The sequence below is a fragment of the Luteibacter sp. P4_D7_3 genome (genome assembly GCF_056401735.1).
On sequence record NZ_JBFUIT010000056.1, the window covers coordinates 1 to 17,779 of the forward strand.

Genomic DNA, 17,779 nt, shown 5'->3' on the forward strand with positions numbered 1-17,779 from the left:
CCCCGGGGATTTCGGCGGTATTGCGAGCGTTCGTCGGCCTGCGATTGCTCGCGGCGATCTTCCGATTTGCGTTCTTGTTCGCGGTACTTCGTCGTGACGGAGTCCAGCGCCTTCGCGCGGCCACGCGCGTCGGTCCAGAGCAGACGCGCGTGCTCCAGTGCCTGCTCCCGACGCTGCACCTCGCCAAGTTGCTGCACGATGGCCATGTCGATCTTCTGCAGGAACTGCTGCCGGTTGAGCAACGCGGTGATGCCGATGCCGTCCGGCATCTCGGCGTACTCATTGCGGTATTTGCGCAACTCGACAAGTTGGTGCTCGGCATCGRCCAACGCACGCTGCTGCGTGGCAAGCACGCGTACGGCGTCCTCGGCCTTCTCTTCGGCCAGATCGACGACAGGTTGCAGGCGGTCGGCGCGGGATGGCATCAGTTGGTCTTCGTCGTGTCAGCGAGGCCGGATTCGGCATCGGCGAGGTTCACCGGCTCGTCGGTTTCCTGCTGGAGGAAGGCCGACAGGCGCGGATAAAGCGCGATCGCTTCGTCCGTTCGTGGATCACTGCCCTTCTGGTAGGCGCCCACGGCAATCAGGTCGCGCTGCTGCCGATATGCCGAATAGACCTGTCGGAAGCGCTGCGCGGAACGCATGTGGTCCTTGCTGACCACGGCCGGCATGACGCGGCTGATCGACGCTTCAATGTCGATCGCCGGGTAGTGGCCGGCCTCGGCCAGATCGCGCGAGAGCACGATATGACCATCGAGAATGGCGCGGGCCGCATCCGCGATCGGATCATGACGATAGTCGTCGCCCTCGGTGAGGACCGTGTAGAACGCCGTAATGGAGCCACGACCCTCGGCGTCGTTGCCGGCTCGCTCGACGAGCGCGGGCAGCATGGCGAAGACCGACGGCGGGTAACCCTTGGTCGCCGGCGGCTCACCAATAGCCAGCGCAATTTCACGCTGCGCCTGGGCGTAACGGGTGAGCGAATCCATCAGCAGGAGCACACGCAGACCCTGGTCACGAAAATGTTCCGCCACCGCCGTAGCGACCTGCGCACCACGCAGGCGACTGAGTGGCGGCGCATCGGCTGGCGCGGCGACGACCACCGCGCGGCGGCGACCCTCCTCACCGAGTGTGTGATCGACGAATTCCTTCACTTCGCGACCGCGCTCGCCGATAAGGCCGACCACGACCACGTCCGCATCGGTGAAGCGGGTCATCATGCCCATCAGCGTGGATTTACCGACGCCCGAGCCGGCGAACAGACCAATACGTTGACCGCGGCCGACGGTGAGCAGGGCGTTGATCGCCCGCACGCCCACATCGAGTGGCGTATCGATAGGTCGGCGCATCATCGGATTGATGGGATCGCGACGCAGCGGCGCACGCTCGCGCGCCAGCAAGGGCCCCAGACCATCCAGCGGCGCGCCGTCCGGACCGATGACGCGGCCCAGCAGCGAGTTGCCCACCGGCACACCGGAGATGGCAGCCACCGGCGTCACGCGCGCGTTGGGCAGCACGCCATGCATTTCACCCGTTGGCATAAGCAACAGACGACCGTCGGAGAAGCCGACCACCTCGGTTTCGAGTTGCCTGCCGTCGGCACCGGCGACCATGCAACGGGCGCCGACCGGCGCTTCGCAACCGACGGCTTCGAGTGTAAGCCCGACGACACGCCGCAGCTTCCCTTCCGCCTGCAGCGGACGCACACGCTCGGCATTTGCACGCTGGGCGGCGAGGGACTCGCGCCAATGCGCGATGCGGGCGGCGGTGTGGCTCTCAGCCGTCACGACGGATCGACCTGGCCTTCGAGCACGCTGTCGATCACAGCGGCAAGGCGCGTGCGTACCCGAGCGTCGAGTCGCGACTGCTCGCTTTCCAGGCGCACGTCGCCACGCTCCAGCGCGGCATCGTCGACGATCGACCCTTCATGATCGAGACCAACCCGGTGTTCGCGAACCAACGTCGCATCGGCGGGATGGAGGTGAATCTTGAGGTGACGCGTCGCAGCGGGCAGCGCATCGACGGCCTGGCGGACAACGTCGAGGATCTTTTCCGGCTGCGTGGTGATTTCATAACCGAGGACGCGCTCGGCGATCACCGTTGCGAGGACCGCGAGGTCACCTGCGACCTCGTGATCGAGTTCGGCAAACGGGCGTTCAACGGCGGCAAAAAGTGCCTCCAGTCGCGCCACCTGCTCGGCGAGTTCTCGCTTGGCCATGGCGCGGCCCTCATTGAGGCCCGCATTGAAGCCTTCTTCGCGCGCCTGGCGCTCGATCGCTTCGATCTCGGCCACGGTCGGACGATGCGGACCTTCGTCCTCGACTTCCGGGCGGGCGACATGCGGATCCGGGCCACCCACGACCGGCAGCTCCCATCGCTCGAACTGGTCGACGCGTTCCCGGGCAAGGATCGAGGTGAGACTCATCAGACGAATTCTTCCCCGCCACCGGCGAGATTGATCTGGCCCGCGTCAGCGAGACGACGCGCCGTGGCCAGCACTTCTTTCTGTGCCGCATYCACCTCGGAGAGGCGAACGGGACCCTTGACCTCGAGGTCGTCGCGCAGCATGTCGGCGGCGCGCTTGGACATGTTGGCGAAGATTTTCTCTCGGATGGCCGTCTCCGCGCCCTTGAGGGCGGTGATGAGACGAGCCGACGGCACTTCGCGCAACAAGGTCTGCATGCTGCGATCATCAAGATCGGCAAGATCGTCGAAGACGAACATGAGCTCTTCGATACGCTCGCCAAGACCCGTATCGATACCGCGAATGGACGCCATCAGTTCGGCTTCGCGCGAGGTTTCCATCGCGTTGAGGATGTCTGCTGCCGCCTTGAGGCCGCCGACACTGGCCGACTTGAGCTTGTTGGAGTTGCCCGAGAACTGACGCTCCATGATTTCATCGAGCTCGTTCAGGGCATGCGGCTGCACGCCATMCAGCGTGGCGATGCGCATGACCACATCGCTGCGCGTGCGCGCTGGCAGGTAACCGATCACTTCGGCGGCCTGGTCGGCTTCGAGATGAGCCATGACCAGCGCGATGATCTGCGGATGCTCCTGGCCGATCATCTCGGCAATGGCGCGACTCTCCATCCACTTCAGCGATTCCAGGCCCTTGCTGCTGCGGCCAAGGAGAATGCGGTCGATGAGGCCGCCCGCCTTGTTCTCGCCCAGCGCGTTGACCAGGATCCGGCGGATGTATTCCTCGGTTCCGACGCCGATCGAGGTGTGCTGGCCGACATCTTCCTGCAATTTGGTCAGGACGGTTTCGACCTGTTCCTTGGACACGTTTTTCAACGCGGCCATGGCCGTGCCGACGGCCTGCACGTCGCGTGCGCCAAGGTGTTTGAGGATCGAAGCGGCGTCTTCCTCACCCAGGGTGAGCAGGAGGATCGCGGCCCGTTGCGCGCCCGTCAGGGCGTCTTTCGGTTCAAGCGCCATCGTCGGATACCCAGCTCTTCACGACCTGCGCGACCTGTTTAGGATTCTCGGCGGCCATGCGCTTGGCCAGGCTGACCTTCTGTTCGTAAGCCAGCAGCGCGGGCGAGCCCAACTGCGGTGACGTGCTTACCCGGTCCGGCGTCATGTCGTCATCGTCAACCATGACCGACACCGTCGGCATCGGCCCGGCGAGCGCTACGTTGTTCATCATCATCGGTGCCGGCTTGAGCAGCCCCTTGAGGATGGGACGCAGCACGAAGAAGCCGACCACGAGGGCGATCATCACGCCGAGGCCCTGCTTGATCAGGTCGAGCATGCCCGGGCGTTCCCAGAACGGCGTGGACTGCGGTTCGTCCTCGGCGGTGACGCCATGGAACGCTTCGTTGATCACACTGACACTGTCGCCGCGCGCGGCACTGAAGCCGACCGCGTTCTTGGTCAGTTCGGTCAGGCGGGCGATTTCTTCCGTCGTGAACGGCACGCTCTTGCTTTTGCCGTCCTTGTCCGGGACCTGTTTGTTGTCGACCACCACGGCGACCGACAGACGCGCGACCTTGCCGGCGGGATCGGTGACATGGCTGACCGTGCGGTCGAGTTCGAAGTTGCGGGTGGCGCTCTGCGTCTGCTGTGTCGGCGTCTGCGCGGTCTGCGTGGCGGCATTCTGGCCCGGCTTGGCGCCAGCGGCGCCGCCCGCGGCGGGATTGGCCGCCGTCGCATTGGCACCGGTATTAGGCGGCTGGTTGCTGAGCGCGCCCGGGACACCACCGTTGTTCGCGGCATCCGTACGCGTTTCGCTGTTCGTCTGCTCGCTACGCAATGCCGGATTGTCGTGGTTGAACGTTTCGCTGGCCTTCTCGGTCTGCGAGAAGTCGAGGTCGGCGAAGACCTGGGCCCGTACCTTGCCAGCGCCGACAAGCGGGGTCAGCAGGTCTTCGACGCGTTGCGTGTAGGTTGCTTCGATACGGTTGGACAGGCGCAGGCGACTGTCGCCGATGGCCGAGGCGCTGTCCGGATCGCTCACGGTCAGCAGGTTGCCGCCCTGGTCGATTACCGACACCTGACGCGTATCGAGATCCGGCACGCTGGCGGCGACCAGATGCACGATCGCAGCCACCTGACCCTGGTCGAGCTGACGGCCCGGATAGAGCGAAACGACGACCGAGGCGCTGGCCGGCTTGTTGTCGCGGACGAAGGCGGACGGCTTGGGCAGCGCGAGATGCACGCGTGCCGCACGGATGGACTGCAGGCCTGCGATGGTGCTGGAGAGGTCGCTCTCGAGCATGGACTGGTAGCGCGAGCGCTCGGCCATGTCGCTCATGCCGAACGGGGAATCCGCCTGCGGCAGGGCACTGGCACCACTGCCCTGCGGCAGACCCTGGCCGGCGAGCTTGAGGCGTACACCCGCCACGTCGGCGGCCGGCACGAAGATGGAACTGCCGTCGGTGCTGAGCGTGTAAGGCGTGTTGCCCGCCTGCAGGGCCTGGGTTACCGCGGCGGCATCTTTCTGTTCCAGGCCGCCGTAGAGCAGGCCGTAGTTCGGGGCACGTGACCACATCACCGCGGCGATGCCGATGGCGACCGCGCCGGCAATACCGGCGAGCATGAAGATCTGCCGCGCCGCCGGCGTCTGCGCCAGCGACTTCAGCGAGTCCATGCGCTTGCCGTCGTTCTTGTCCGTGGTGGCTACGCCGTTATCTGCCATGGTTCGACTTCAGTCCTTTCGGGAGGCGCATGCCGCTTAGAGCGACATGTTCATGATTTCTTTGTAGGCATCGACCATCTTGTTGCGCACTTCATTCATCGCGCGGAACGAGAGGTCGGCTTTTTGACCCTGGATCATGACCTGCGCCAGATCGATGCCCGGATCGCCGCGTTCAAACCCTGCCGCCATCTGCTCGGCTTTGTCCTGACTCTTGGACACGCCATCGATGGACTGCTTGAGCAGGTCACCGAACGAGCTCTTTCCGGCGCCTGCCGCCTCGTCCACGCCACGAATGGCGGGCATCTCGCTCTGCGCGGTGATGCGGCGCATCTGGAGCAGGAGGCTGTTGACATCGATGGTGGTCATGACGGTTTTCCAACGCGTTATCGGCTTACTGACACTCGATGCACGAGCTATGCCAACCGAACGCGATGCACGCAGCGGGCGATCAGCCCACCTGCGCGGTCTCGGACAAACCGTACTTACGCAGCTTTTCGACGAGCGTCGTGCGCTGCACGCGAAGCAGCTTGGCCGCATGGGCGACCACACCGTTAGCCGAATTCAATGCCTGGCGGATCAGGCCGATCTCGATGCCGGCGAGGTGATCCTTCAGGTCGAGCCCACCCAGCGGGAGCACCGCCGGATCGCTTTCGCCGAAACCGAACGTCTCGGTGACCGGTTCCGGCTCGGCTTCCATCATGGCGATCAGCGCGGCGCCGGTGACTTCTTCCATCGGCTGTGCGCCGCGGTACTTTTCCGGCAGGTCCGCGGCGCGTACGTCGCCGTGCGGCATGAGGATAGCCATGCGCTCGACCAGGTTCGACAGCTCACGCACGTTGCCCGGCCAGGGGTGCTGGCACAGCGCATTCATGGCGCTCGGCGAGAAACGGACGGATGACAGGCCACGCTGCACCAGGCGCTGGTTGAACTCGGAGATCAGGGCCGGGAGGTCTTCCAGGCGCTGGCTCAGTGAAGGCATCTCGAGCGGGAACACGCTCAGGCGGTAGAAGAGGTCTTCGCGGAAGCCGCCACGCTCGATCGCGGTTTCCAGGTCACGATGGGTGGCCGCGATGATGCGGACGTCGCAGCGCTGGGCACGGTTGCCACCAACGCGCTCGAACACGCGCTCCTGCAGCACGCGAAGCAGCTTCACCTGCATGGGCAGGCTCATGTCGCCTATTTCGTCGAGGAACAGCGTGCCGCCCTCGGCCATCTCGAAACGACCCTTGCGGGTGCTGATGGCGCCGGTGAAGGCACCCTTTTCGTGACCGAACAGCTCGCTCTCGAGCAGTTCGGCGGGAATGGCGCCGCAGTTGATCGCGACGAAGGGCTTGTCGCGGCGCGGYGAGCAGTCGTGAATGGTGCGGGCGACCAGCTCCTTGCCGCTGCCGGACTCGCCGAGCACCAGGACGCTGGAATCGAAGGGTGCGACCTGGCGGATCAGCGCGTTGACGCGCTGCATCGGACCGGACTGGCCGACGAGACGACGGCTGGACGGGGTCGGCTCGACACGCGAATGCAGGGCGCGGAGGGCTTCGGAGAGGCGCTCGTAACGCAGCGGCACGTCGATCAGCTCGATGTTCTGGCTGCGGGCGTCATCGCCGGCAATCAGTGGTGTGGCCATCGGCGAGTCGGCGGCCACCAGCAGCGGCAGGTTGCGCGCATGGCGGCCGAGGCTGGCCAGGTAACCTTCCAGTTCGCTCTCGTCTTCCACGGTACCGACGAAGGCACCGCGCCAGCTCTCGTTCGGGTCGAATGTCGACATGCGGTTCGCCAGCACCGGACGGTAGCCGAGGAAGGCGAGCGCCGAGACGATGTTCTCTGCGCGGGTAGCGTCGGATTCGATGACGAGAAAGTTGGAAGACTTCACCTGAAATACCTCACGTTGCGTGTGATCGAAGGGCCGGAGCAGGATTCGCGGTGGAATCCCGTCGGCTTCGTTGCAAGGTATCAATCAAGGAGCGTGCCAACGTCGGAAATCCGGCGCGACGCGGCAAGAACTCACGCTATGTCGCGGCGTCAGCCGCCGTGAAGAAAACCTTTTCGGCAGGTCAAGGGCATGTGAAGAGGCCGCACCGCGTCAAGGCTGACGACACGCGTCACGAATGTGACGCAGGGTGCCACGCGACGTTCAAACGTCACGTGACGCAAAATGTCACCTCACCCTTCCGAGGGTTCTTGCGGACGGGAATGCGCCCGGGCCTCAGCCACCTGACGCCGGTGCTGGCGAAAAACCAGCCGCTCGATGCCGTCACGGACGGGCTCGGTAAGCCCCTCGAAGCCGAGGAAGCCCTTGCCATCCGTGGGCCCCGCGAGGCGGACGCCCGGCAACTCCAGCGGCAGCGCCCGGCAGGCGTCGAAGTGGATCTTCAGCAGCACAGGCTGGCCGACGGGCGGCAGGCCATCCCAGGGCAGGACAGCCCCGGAGGCGTTGAAGCGAAGGGCGATGCGCGACGGCAAACCGGTTTGTGGCAGGAGCAACCGGTTGACGATTTCCATCAGTACGTTGAGCTTGGCGTCGAGACGGGCCACTTCCTGGGTCAGCGGGCTGTCGTCTTCGCTGGCCTCGCTGCGCCGGTCCATCAAGGCAGACACCGCGACGAGGACACTGGCATTACGGTCATTGATCAGGGCCAGCGCCGCGGCCTCGGGCCGCGGGCCTGCCTCGCAGGTCGCGTGGAAGCGCCCGTCCCAGGCGACGCGTTCGGAAAATGCCAGCCAGCCTTCGTCACTCATGCTTGGCGCCCCCTGCCAGAGGAATGTCGGTCAGAACGAACTATACGCGGCGACGGCCCGGCGCACGCGTCGGGAGGCATCCCACGCCGCAGCCGCCTCGTCGCGGGCGGCGGACACCAGGTCCTTGATCAGACCGTCGGTCAGCATGATCGCCTTGAGCGATTCGATGGATTCGGGGGTGTCGCGCATGCTGCCGCTGCGGATGACCGGCTCACGCTCGGCTTCCAGGGTGGCCAGCTCGTCCCACTGCCCTTCGCTCGCTGCCGCGTGCATCGACTCGGTGAGGCTAAGTACGCGGTCGAGATCGCACCAGACGGTGTCGTTCACGCGCCGGCCCCGGCCACCTGGCGCGCTTCGACCGGAATGGCTACCCAGCTGTCGCGGATCTGGCCAAGCAGGGTGCTGACTTCGTCCAGGGCGGTGATGTCGCTATGCACGTTGGCGTGAAGCAGCCGGCGACTCATGTAGTCGTAGAGGCTGTCCAACTGGTCGACCAGGGGTGTTTCGACGTTGTGGTTCAGGCCGCCCTGCAGGGCACCGACGATTTCGATGGCTTTGGAGATCGCCTCGCCCTTGCCAGCAACGTTGCCGTTGACGGTGCAACCGCGTGCAAAACGAATGCGCTCGAGTGCACCGTCCATGAGCATGGTCACAAGGCCGTGCGGATCGGCGGTTTCGACGCCGCCGCCGGTACGGACCTGCTGATAGGCGCCAGCGCCTTGGGAATATCCGAGTGCCATATGTGTGTCCTGGGGTTTCCGGTCAGTTCTTCGACGTGGACAGCGCGTCGAACTGCTGCTGGAGGAAGCTGCTCGTGCTGCTCAGCTTGGTCATCATGGTGTCGAGCGCGGTGTACTGCGTGGTCAGGCGCGTCGTGTAGTCCTGCATGGTGACGTCATAGTCACTCTGCTGCTGCGCAATGTCCTTGGCTTTCTGGTTCAGATTGGCCGTGCGCTCGGTCAGGATGCCGCTGGACGAGGTCCAGCTGGTGATCATGGCGTCGAGCTTCGGCGCGATGCCGTTCGCGCCACTGAGCAGGTTCTGCGTGGCCTTGGGATCGGACGCGAGCGCCGCCGTCAGCTTGGTCGGGTCGAAAGCGAGCGTACCGTCCACCTGGAACGACACGCCGAGGTTGCTGAGCGAGGTCGGACCCGGCGCATTGCTCGCCAGTTGGGATCCGATCAGGCTGGTCACCTGGCTTTTGAGCGAGGTCACCGTGGCGTCGCCGATGAGCGCACCGACCTCGTTGGTGGTCGAGTCGTACTTGGTCAGGGACTGATAGGTGGAAACGAAGGCGTTGTACGAGGTGACCAGACTCTGCAGCGCTCCGGAAACCGCCGACGGATCGTTGGCGATGGTCAGCGAGCTGGAGCCGACCTTCGACAGGCTGAGGGTCACACCGTCGATAGCGCCCGTGACCGAATTGGTCGTGCTGGTGGCGGGCGTACCGTCGATCGTGAACTGCGCGTCCTGCGCCTTGGTCGTCGCCGTATCCGTCGTCGGATCGAAATCCAGCTTCGACAGGTTGCCATCGCCGCCGCTGGTGGAAACCGTAAAGGCATTCGCCGCACCGGTCGCGGTGGAGGTCAGGACGAGATGGGCGCCGTCCGTACCGGTAACGATGCTGGCTGTGACGCCGGGATTGTCCGAGGACTTGTTGATCGCATCGCGAATGTTCTGCAGCGAATTCGCGCCGGACGTGACATTGAGGTTCATCGACTTGCCGCCGATGGAGATCGACAGGGTACCCGTACCGGCGGCGGAGGTCGCGTCGGTAAAGCCTGCGGATGTCGTCTTCTGCACGGTGGCCAGCTGGCTGACGACGATGTTGTAGTCGTTCGGCTGGGCCGTAGCGTCGGCGCTCGCGCCGATGATGGTGGAGTCGCCGACCGAGGTCTTCTGCGTGGTGAACGCGGAACCGTCGGTGAGCGCCTTGATCGCGGCCTGCAAGCTCGTCAGTGATGACGTGAAGTTGCCGATCGCGGAAACCTGGGTGGTGTTGTCGGTGGCCTGTGCGGCCAGCGCCTTGTCCGTCGCTGCGCGCTTGTTAGCAACGAGGTTGCTGACGATGGACGCGACGTCGATGGAGCTGGAGCCGAGTGTGACGGGTGTAGTGGCCATGAAGCTCTCCTGGGGGACGCCTCACTGCCCTGGGCGCCAATTTGTCGACGGCTGGCCCCCTTGCGAGGACCAGCCGCAGACAACTAAGCAATTACCCTGCCAAAGCTATTACTGGAGCAGCTTGGTGACGATCTGCTGGCTCTGGTTGGCCTGGGCGAGGACCGAGACGCCGGCCTGCTGCAGGATCTGAGCCGAGGACATGTTCGCCGTTTCCTGGGCGAAGTCGGCGTCGGTGATGGCCGACTTCGACGAGGTCAGGTTCTGCGAGATGTTCTGCAGGTTGGAGATGGTCGAATCGAAGCGGTTCTGCACCGCGCCGAGGGTGGAGCGCAGGTCGGAGACCGACTGCAGGGCGGCATCGATGCGGTTGATCGTGTCGTTCGCGCCGTCGACCGTCTTGACGTTGGCGTCGGCGAGGGTCTGGGTCGTGCTGACCTTGTCGTCCTGTGCCGTGATGCCGAGGGCGGTCGCAGCAGCCGAGCCACTCGTCGTAACGGTGATCTCGGAAGCCGAGGAGAACTTCAGCGAGCCGTCCGTCGACACGTAGGCATTGATGCCCTTGCCCGACTTCGAGTTGATCGCGTCGGCCACATCCTGCATGGACTTGAACGAGCCGGTCAGGTCGAAGGAGTTGCCGCCGACCGTGAAGGACGCGTCGCCAGCGACGAGGTTGATGCTGGTGGCGGTTTTTGCGACAGCGGCGGTCGAAGCACCCGTGGCACCGGCGGCAACCGTTGCCGGCAGGACGAGCGTACCCTGAGCCGCGCCGCCGAAGGTGAGGGCGTTGCCCGCACCGCCCGTGACGGACAGTTCACCCGTGGTGCCATCGACGGAAGCGACGGTCGAGCCAGCGGCCTTGTTGATCGCGGTGGCAAGGTCGGAAACGCTGCCGTAGTTACCAGCCGCGACATTCACCACCGCGCCGGCGCCGACCTTGACGGTGAGGTCGCCAGCGGCAAGCGTCAGGCCCTTCGGGAAGGAAGCAGCGGCAAGCGAACCGGTGGCCAGCTGGCCGACCTGGTTGGCCTTCATGCCGCTGTTAAGGTTGACGTTGATGACTTCACCGACGTTCGCGCCGACCTGGAAGCTGAGGTTCTGGGCGGAGCCGTCCAGGACCTTCATGCCGTTGAAGTTGGTCTGCGTGGCGATACGGGTGACTTCCGACAGACGCTGCTGGACTTCGGCGTCGAGAGCCGAGCGGTCGCTGTCCGAGTTGGAAGCGTTGGTCGACTGAACGGCCAGCTCGCGGATGCGCTGCAAGTTGTTCGTGACTTCGTCGAGAGCCGATTCGGTCGTCTGCGAGAGCGAGATGCCGTCGTTGGCGTTCTGCACGGCGCGGTTGAGGCCGTTGATCTGCGTGGTCATGCGGGTCGAAATGGCGAGGCCGGCGGCGTCGTCCTTCGCGCTGTTGATGCGGTTACCCGACGACAGACGCTCGATAGCCGAGGCGAGCTTCGTCTGCGAAGCGCCCAGGTTACGCTGAGCGTTCAGCGACATGATGTTGGTGTTGATGGTCAGAGCCATGGGAATAATCCTTTGTAAGCGGAACCGAAATGCCGGAGGTTGTGCGGCGTAGTCCGGCGGGGTTCCGTAATGGAAGCCTTCCGCCTCAGAGAGGTTTACGGCACGCCGGGAAGAAACTTGAGAACTTTTTCTGCCTGTCAACAACTTTCTTGATCAGGGTCCGGAAGAAACTGCGCCCCAGGCTCTGTCGGGTTCCTTATCGGCACATGACGCCCGGGGTTTAGGCTTATTTTCAAGCCAGCTCAACCACAAGGTTGCTGGCCTCAGTCCCTCCAACAAAGCGGGCTCGGTGGGAGCCGATTCATCGGCGAATAGCAAATAAACCCGCGGCGCAGCCGCGACATCAAGGTTGCTAGCCTCACCCCCTCCAACAAAGCGGGCTCGGTGGGAGCCGATTCATCGGCGAATGGTGAATAAGCCCGCGGCGCAGCCGCGACATCGAGGTTGCTGGCCTCAGTCCCCCACCGAAGGAAGAGCTCGCCGATGAATCGGCTCCTACAAAGAGCGGAGCGGGCAGGCAACGAGCGGCCAAGAAAAAAGGCGGCCATCGGCCGCCCTCCTTTCCACATGTCGCGGTCTCTACTTCAGATAGTTGAACAACGACAGATTCTGCATCTTGACGTACGACTGCTGCGCCGCATCGAGGGCGGCCTGCTGCTGAGAGAACTTGCTGGCGGCACTCGCGACGTCCAGTTCCGTCAGATCCGACAGCGTGCTGGCGTATTGCAGCGACGTATCCGCGCTGATCTGCGTCTGCTGATCGAGGATGTTCATGCGGGCACCGATCTTGGTGCGCGTGTCGGTGAAACTCGTCTGTGCCTGGTCGAGGTTCTGCAGCTGCGCGTTGAGCTGATTGTTCATGCCCGCACCACCGCCCGGGGTTTCGAAGGCATTGATGATGCCGGCCACCGTCGAGAACACATCCTGTGACGAGGACGGCCCGACAGCGAACGAGTCACCCGTGGCTGGCGTGCCGGTGACATTGAGCTGGGCACCCTTGAAATTGATCGTACCGCTGGCGCCCGAATACGTGCCTGTCGAAAGCGCCGGGCCAGTGGGATTCGTCGCGTCGTGTATTTCATAGGTCGTGGGCGAGGTGAAGTTCACCGTGTAGCTACCCCCATCCCATTGCGATGCATCCGTCACCGACGTCGCGCCGACCACCGCGGTACCGGTATTGGTCGCGCCAGCCGATGTCACAAAGGTGCCGTTGCCGCCACGGATCGACATGAAGACATCGGAACCGCTGTCGCCCGTGGCGACCTGCAGGCCCGCCGCGGCCGCCACCATGCGCTGGTTCTGGTCGCCGCCATAGCTGACGCTGAGATCGGACTGGGTAAACGGCTGGGTGGAAGTACGGCTACCGGCGAAAAGGTACTCGCCCTGCCCGTCCTTCGTGTTGCCCAGGGCCACGAGCTGGCCGAGCGTCTGGCGGAGCTCGGTGGCGATGGACTGTCGCGACTCGTCGGTCTGCGTGCCGTTCATGCCTTCCAGGGTGAGCGTGCGGATGCGGTCGAGGATATCGCCCGCTGACGAAATGGTGCTCTCCTCGGCCGAAAGCTTTGTATTCGCCGACTGGATATTGCGCGTGTACTGGTCGTTCTGCGCACTGGCCGAACTGACGTCGACCGCTCGGGCCGCCGCCGCAGGATTGTCCGCAGGCGTCTGGATAGCCTTGCCGTTGCCGAGCGCGAGCTGGGTCTGCGACAGGTCGTACTGGCGATCCAGCATCGTGTTGACGGATTGCTGCGCGCTCCAGGATGTCGAAATACGCATAATCAGCCCTGCACTGCGGTTAGAAGGGAGTTGAAGATCGTGTTGGCGGTGTTGATCACCTGCGCTGCAGCCGCGTACGACTGTTGGAAACGCAGGAGATTGGCCGCTTCTTCGTCCATGTTCACGCCGGACAGGCTCTGCTGTGACGCCGTCGCCTGATCGAGAATGCTTTGCTGCGCCGTCAGCGCGGTGTTCGCCTGTGAACCGGCCGTGCCCACCTGGGCGATCAACTGGCTATAGGCCTTACCCACCGTCGTCACGCCGTTGTCGAGCACACCCTTGGTGGCGACGTTGGCCATGGCGAGTGCGTTGCCGTTATCGCCGCTGGCCGAACCCGCCGGTTTTACCGAGAACGTGTCGTTAGCGGCAGGCGCGCCCGTCAGCTTTAGCGTCCAGCCCGGTCCGGTGATGGTGTCGCCGTCCGCGTAAGTCTGCGGGGCGCCGCCATTGATGGAATAGGTCGTCGGCGAGGTGAACGTAATCGTGGCTGGGGTGTTGAACGCTGGATTCGTGACATCCGTGACCGTGAGGTTGCCGAGTACGCCCTTTCCGGTGTTTCCCGCGCCCTTGGTGGCAGCCAGCGGGCCGGATGCGGCGATTTTGTTGGTATCGCTGACGGCCACGGCCATCGTCGAGGCCGCGTTGCGCGTCGGCTGGATCTGGAAGCTGTCGCCTGCGGAGGCACCTGCGCCAACGGTGACCTTCAGGCCGCCGACCACAAAGGGATCCGCGGCCGTGCCCGTGCCCGTCATGGGAACGGTCACACCGGCCGTCGTGGTCGCCGACCAGTTGGTGCCGTCGTACCGCATGATGTAGTCGGAAGCATCGAGCTTCGAGACGTCGCTGACCGTGGCTGTCACCGAGCCGGTGCCCTTGTTCGTCGTGCTGTTGAACACGGCGGGGTCGGAAATGCTGAAGAAATCGCCGCCGGCGGCACCATTCAGATCGATGCCCTGCGCGCTCTGCTTGTTGAAGGCGTCCGTCATCGCGATGGCCGCGCGGCCGAGCTGGTTGCGCGCCGGGTCCAATACGTTGGTGCGGAAATCGAAGGTCGCGCCGAGCGAACCCGAACCCAGCTGGTTGCTGATCACCGAGCCGCCGGGGCCGACGACTTCCAGCCGTGACGCGTCGTACTGGTTGTTCGCCGTGCTCAACGTGGTGGCGTTGGTGCCGCTGACCAGCGGCTGGCCGTTGCCCACCGAGACCGTATACATGTGATCGGTGTTCTGGGTGACGTTCACACCGACGATCTGCGACAGCTGGGCCACCGCCTGGTCACGTGCGTCCAACAGGTCGTTCGGTACCGCACCGCCGGCATAACCCTTCCCGATCTGGCTGTTCAGATCAGCGATGCTCTTGGCCAGCGAATTGATGCTGTCCACGGCGGCGCTGATCTGCTGGTTGGTCTGCTGGTCGAGTTGCTGGAACTGCGAAGAAAGCGACTTGAACGTCGCGACCAGCGTGTTCGCCTTGCCGATCATGGCCTGGCGGCTGGCCGTGTCGATCGGCGCATTGGCCACGTCGCTCACGGAACCGAAGAATCCGTCGAGCGCCGTCTGCAGGTTTGCCGAGCCGCTCACGGCATTGTTTACCGAGGCAGTGAGGTTGGCATACTGCGACGCGCGGCTCTGCCCGGAGTTCGCCGACCACACCGACTGGGTCAGGAACTGGCTGTACGCACGCTGCACACTGATCGCGTCGGCACCCTGGCCGACGTAATACCCGCCGCTGTACTGAGGCGCCCGTGCATTGAATGTCGTCGTCTGCCGCGTATAGCCCGCGGTATTGACGTTGCTGATGTTGTGACCAACGGTGGCTAGGCCCACTTGCGAGGCAAGCAGTCCGGATACACCGGTGGAGAGCAGATCGGCCATCGTCTATTCCTTCGTTTAACTCGTCGTGGGCCCGTGCTTACAGATCGCCTGCGACTTGCTTGAGCGCTGCGAGCGCCTGCTTCATCACTGGCCCGTTGGCGATATCGGTGAGCTTCTGCGCGTAGCTGGGGTCGGTGGCATAGCCACCATTGGTCAGCGCATGYGCGAAGCCGGCGATATCGTCGCCACGGCCGACAGCACTCGCGAAGCGCGGGCTGCTGGCGACCATGTTTGCGTAATCCTTGAACGAGTCCGAGGGGGAGTCGTAGGCGCGGAAGCTATCCTTCTTGCGCACGGCGACACCGTTTTCGTACTCGAGGGTGGGGACGTTGACCCGCTTGCCGTCCCAGCTGCTGCCAGCCTTGATGCCGAACATGTTGTTGCTCGCCGTGGTGCCTTGCGCCGGCATGTGCTTGCCCCAGCCCGTCTCGAGGGCCGCCTGGGCGAGCAGAGCGCGCACGGAGACGCCGAGCTTCTTCGCCGCCTCGATCGCGTGGGGCGCGAGCTTCTGTACGAAATCTTCGGGACTGGTAATGGACATCTTGCCCACGGCGCTGGCCACCGCGTTCGCGCCGTCGCCGACTGCCTGCCCCGCCTTACCGAGCAGGTGTTCGAGCGAGTCCATGAGACCGCTGTCCTGGTCCGACTTGGACGAGACGGCATCGGCCGTCGTGGCATCACCGGTCACACCGGTGAATAGCCCGTTGTCGGCCGAGTCGGACTTGGTTGACGGTGTCCCACCGAGCTGCCGCATCAGCATGTCGGCGATACCGATGCCCTTGCCTTGCGACAGTGTCACCGACAACTGGTGATCGAACATGTCGCGATACGAGTTGGCGGCCTGCGAGCCCATCATGTCGTCGCCCAGCGCGGAACTGGCGTCGCGCATGGACTTCAGCATCATCTGCGTGAAGATCGATTCGAACTGTTTGGCAACCGTCGGCAGCGCTGCCTTGGAGTTCTGCTGTGCGGCCGCGCGCAGGCCGGCAAACCCGGACATGTCCGAGTAAGTGCCAAGCTTCTGTGCGTCGACCGTGCTTGCCATGTCAGATGACCACCAGTTCCGCGTGCAGGGCGCCGGATTCCTTCAACGCCTGCAGGATCGAGATGAGATCGCTCGGCGATGCGCCAACCTGGTTCACCGCGCGCACGATAGCGTCGAGGCTGGTGCCCGGACCGAACTTGAACATGTGGCCGCCGTCTTCGCTCACGGCCACCTGGCTGCTCGGCACGACGGCCGTCTGGCCACGCGAGAACGCATTCGGCTGGCTGACCTGCGGTTGCTCGCTGATCGTGACCTGGATGGAACCGTGAGCCACGGCGGCCGCGCCAACCTTGACATCGGAACCGATCACGACCGTACCGGTACGCGAGTTCACGATGATCCGCGCCGGCGCATCACCCGGAGTGACTTCCAGTGCCTGGATGGTCGAGAGCCACGAGACGCGCTGCGACGGATCCAACGGCGCACGTACGGCGACCGAACCAGAATCCATGGCGTTGGCCGTGCCCGAGCCAAAGCTGCGATTCACCGCCTCCGCGATACGGGCGGCGGTGGTGAAGTCGGCGGTGTTGAGATTGAGCATGAGGTCGCCGCCCTTGTCGAAGGAGGACGCCACGCTGCGCTCGATGCTGGCGCCGCCCGGAATGCGGCCGCTGGCGGAAATGTTGACCTGCACACTGGAGCCACTCTTGCCCTGCGCACTCACGCCGCCCACGATGACGCTACCCTGTGCGATGGCGTAAATGTTGCCATCGGCACCCTTCAGCGGCGACATGAGGAGTTCGCCGCCGCGAATGCTCTTCGCATTGCCGATCGACGCGACGGTAACGTCGATGCGCTGACCCGGCTTGGCAAACGGCGGCAGCTCAGCCGTGATCGTCACGGCCGCGGCATTCTTCAGCTGCGGACGCACGTTCGCCGGCACGGTCACGCCGAACTGCTGGAGCATGTTCTCCAGGCTCTGGGTGGTAAAGGGAGCCTGGCTGGTCTGGTCACCGCTGCCGTCGAGGCCGACGACAAGGCCGTATCCGATCAACTGATTGGTGCGCACGCCGCCAACCTGGACCAGGTCGCGGATGCGATCGGCCTGCGCCGGAACGATGGCGCCGAGGGCCAGCACAGCCACGGCCGTGCGGACGACGCTGCGAACGCGGAGTGCGAAGGTCGTCATCAGAACGGCATCCACTTCGAGTCGAAGAAGCGCGACAGCCAGCCGCGCGTATTCGAATCGGCCAGCGTGCCCTTGCCGACGTATTCGATACGGGCGTCAGCTACGCGGCTGGACGGGACGATATTGTCGTTGCCGATATCCTGGGCGCGAACGATGCCGGAGATACGCACCAACTCCTCACCCTGGTTGATCGTGAGCCACTTCTCACCGCGCACGATGAGCGCGCCGTTGGAGAGACGCTGTGCCACGGTGACCGTGATCTGGCCGGTCAGCGCGTTGCTCTGGCTCGAAGAACCATCGCCGGCGAACGAGTTGTCGCTTTCCAGCGTGCTGTTCGCCGTGTTGCCACCGATCTTCAGCCCATGGCCGAGGATCGTGGGAGCGGTGATGTTGTTGCCGTTCTTCTTGCTGGTGGCCGTCGTGGCCTTCTTGCTG

At 64.3% G+C, this 17,779-nt stretch carries 17 protein-coding genes; all 17 read right to left on the reverse strand.

Annotated features, from left to right (window positions below; translation table 11 throughout):
• Positions 1–425, reverse strand: a 425-nt coding sequence (fliJ, locus tag AC1DSN_RS07865; protein WP_477330207.1) for a flagellar export protein FliJ, incomplete at its 3' end; no start/stop codon positions are given.
• The gene (gene fliI / locus AC1DSN_RS07870; RefSeq protein WP_213948728.1) at positions 425–1,786 is read right to left on the reverse strand and encodes a flagellar protein export ATPase FliI; all 1,362 of its coding nucleotides are present in this window, start codon (positions 1,784–1,786) and stop codon (positions 425–427) included. The genes fliJ and fliI, both read right to left, overlap by 1 nt.
• Positions 1,783–2,424 carry a FliH/SctL family protein gene (locus AC1DSN_RS07875; protein ID WP_213948727.1) on the reverse strand — a complete coding sequence of 214 codons (642 nt, stop codon included), beginning with the start codon at positions 2,422–2,424 and terminating at the stop codon, positions 1,783–1,785. Before AC1DSN_RS07875 ends, fliI begins: the two co-directional genes overlap by 4 nt.
• The gene (fliG, locus tag AC1DSN_RS07880) at positions 2,424–3,437 is read right to left on the reverse strand and encodes a flagellar motor switch protein FliG (RefSeq protein WP_477330209.1); all 1,014 of its coding nucleotides are present in this window, start codon (positions 3,435–3,437) and stop codon (positions 2,424–2,426) included. Before fliG ends, AC1DSN_RS07875 begins: the two co-directional genes overlap by 1 nt.
• The gene (gene fliF / locus AC1DSN_RS07885; protein WP_477296020.1) at positions 3,427–5,139 is read right to left on the reverse strand and encodes a flagellar basal-body MS-ring/collar protein FliF; all 1,713 of its coding nucleotides are present in this window, start codon (positions 5,137–5,139) and stop codon (positions 3,427–3,429) included. Before fliF ends, fliG begins: the two co-directional genes overlap by 11 nt.
• 36 nt (positions 5,140–5,175) lie before the next feature.
• Positions 5,176–5,505, reverse strand: a complete 330-nt coding sequence (fliE, locus tag AC1DSN_RS07890) for a flagellar hook-basal body complex protein FliE (protein WP_063571536.1) — start codon at positions 5,503–5,505, stop codon at positions 5,176–5,178.
• Between the two features lie 82 nt (positions 5,506–5,587).
• Positions 5,588–7,009: a sigma-54 dependent transcriptional regulator gene (locus AC1DSN_RS07895; RefSeq protein ID WP_213948725.1), complete on the reverse strand. Its 1,422-nt coding sequence runs from the start codon at positions 7,007–7,009 to the stop codon at positions 5,588–5,590.
• A 290-nt stretch (positions 7,010–7,299) separates the two neighbouring features.
• A complete protein-coding gene (locus AC1DSN_RS07900; protein WP_063571534.1) occupies positions 7,300–7,875 on the reverse strand; it encodes a PilZ domain-containing protein in 576 nt (191 codons plus the stop codon).
• Positions 7,876–7,905: 30 nt separating this feature from the next.
• Positions 7,906–8,202 (reverse strand): flagellar protein FliT, encoded by a 297-nt coding sequence (locus AC1DSN_RS07905; RefSeq protein ID WP_082879000.1) that lies wholly within the window; start codon positions 8,200–8,202, stop codon positions 7,906–7,908.
• Positions 8,199–8,615 (reverse strand): flagellar export chaperone FliS, encoded by a 417-nt coding sequence (gene fliS / locus AC1DSN_RS07910; protein ID WP_213948724.1) that lies wholly within the window; start codon positions 8,613–8,615, stop codon positions 8,199–8,201. Before fliS ends, AC1DSN_RS07905 begins: the two co-directional genes overlap by 4 nt.
• 22 nt (positions 8,616–8,637) lie before the next feature.
• Positions 8,638–9,996, reverse strand: a complete 1,359-nt coding sequence (gene fliD / locus AC1DSN_RS07915) for a flagellar filament capping protein FliD (protein WP_477296019.1) — start codon at positions 9,994–9,996, stop codon at positions 8,638–8,640.
• Between the two features lie 108 nt (positions 9,997–10,104).
• A complete protein-coding gene (locus tag AC1DSN_RS07920; protein ID WP_477330211.1) occupies positions 10,105–11,520 on the reverse strand; it encodes a flagellin N-terminal helical domain-containing protein in 1,416 nt (471 codons plus the stop codon).
• Between the two features lie 579 nt (positions 11,521–12,099).
• Entirely contained in the window at positions 12,100–13,296 is a 1,197-nt protein-coding gene (gene flgL / locus AC1DSN_RS07925) for a flagellar hook-associated protein FlgL (protein ID WP_477330213.1), read from the reverse strand.
• A 2-nt stretch (positions 13,297–13,298) separates the two neighbouring features.
• On the reverse strand, positions 13,299–15,170 hold the full coding sequence (flgK, locus tag AC1DSN_RS07930; protein WP_477296386.1) for a flagellar hook-associated protein FlgK: 1,872 nt from the start codon (positions 15,168–15,170) through the stop codon (positions 13,299–13,301).
• A 37-nt stretch (positions 15,171–15,207) separates the two neighbouring features.
• Positions 15,208–16,215, reverse strand: a complete 1,008-nt coding sequence (flgJ, locus tag AC1DSN_RS07935; RefSeq protein WP_477296385.1) for a flagellar assembly peptidoglycan hydrolase FlgJ — start codon at positions 16,213–16,215, stop codon at positions 15,208–15,210.
• A 1-nt stretch (position 16,216) separates the two neighbouring features.
• Entirely contained in the window at positions 16,217–17,344 is a 1,128-nt protein-coding gene (locus tag AC1DSN_RS07940; protein WP_477296383.1) for a flagellar basal body P-ring protein FlgI, read from the reverse strand.
• A partial coding sequence (locus AC1DSN_RS07945) for a flagellar basal body L-ring protein FlgH (protein ID WP_477330215.1) occupies positions 17,344–17,779 on the reverse strand: 436 nt, incomplete at its 5' end. The genes AC1DSN_RS07945 and AC1DSN_RS07940, both read right to left, overlap by 1 nt.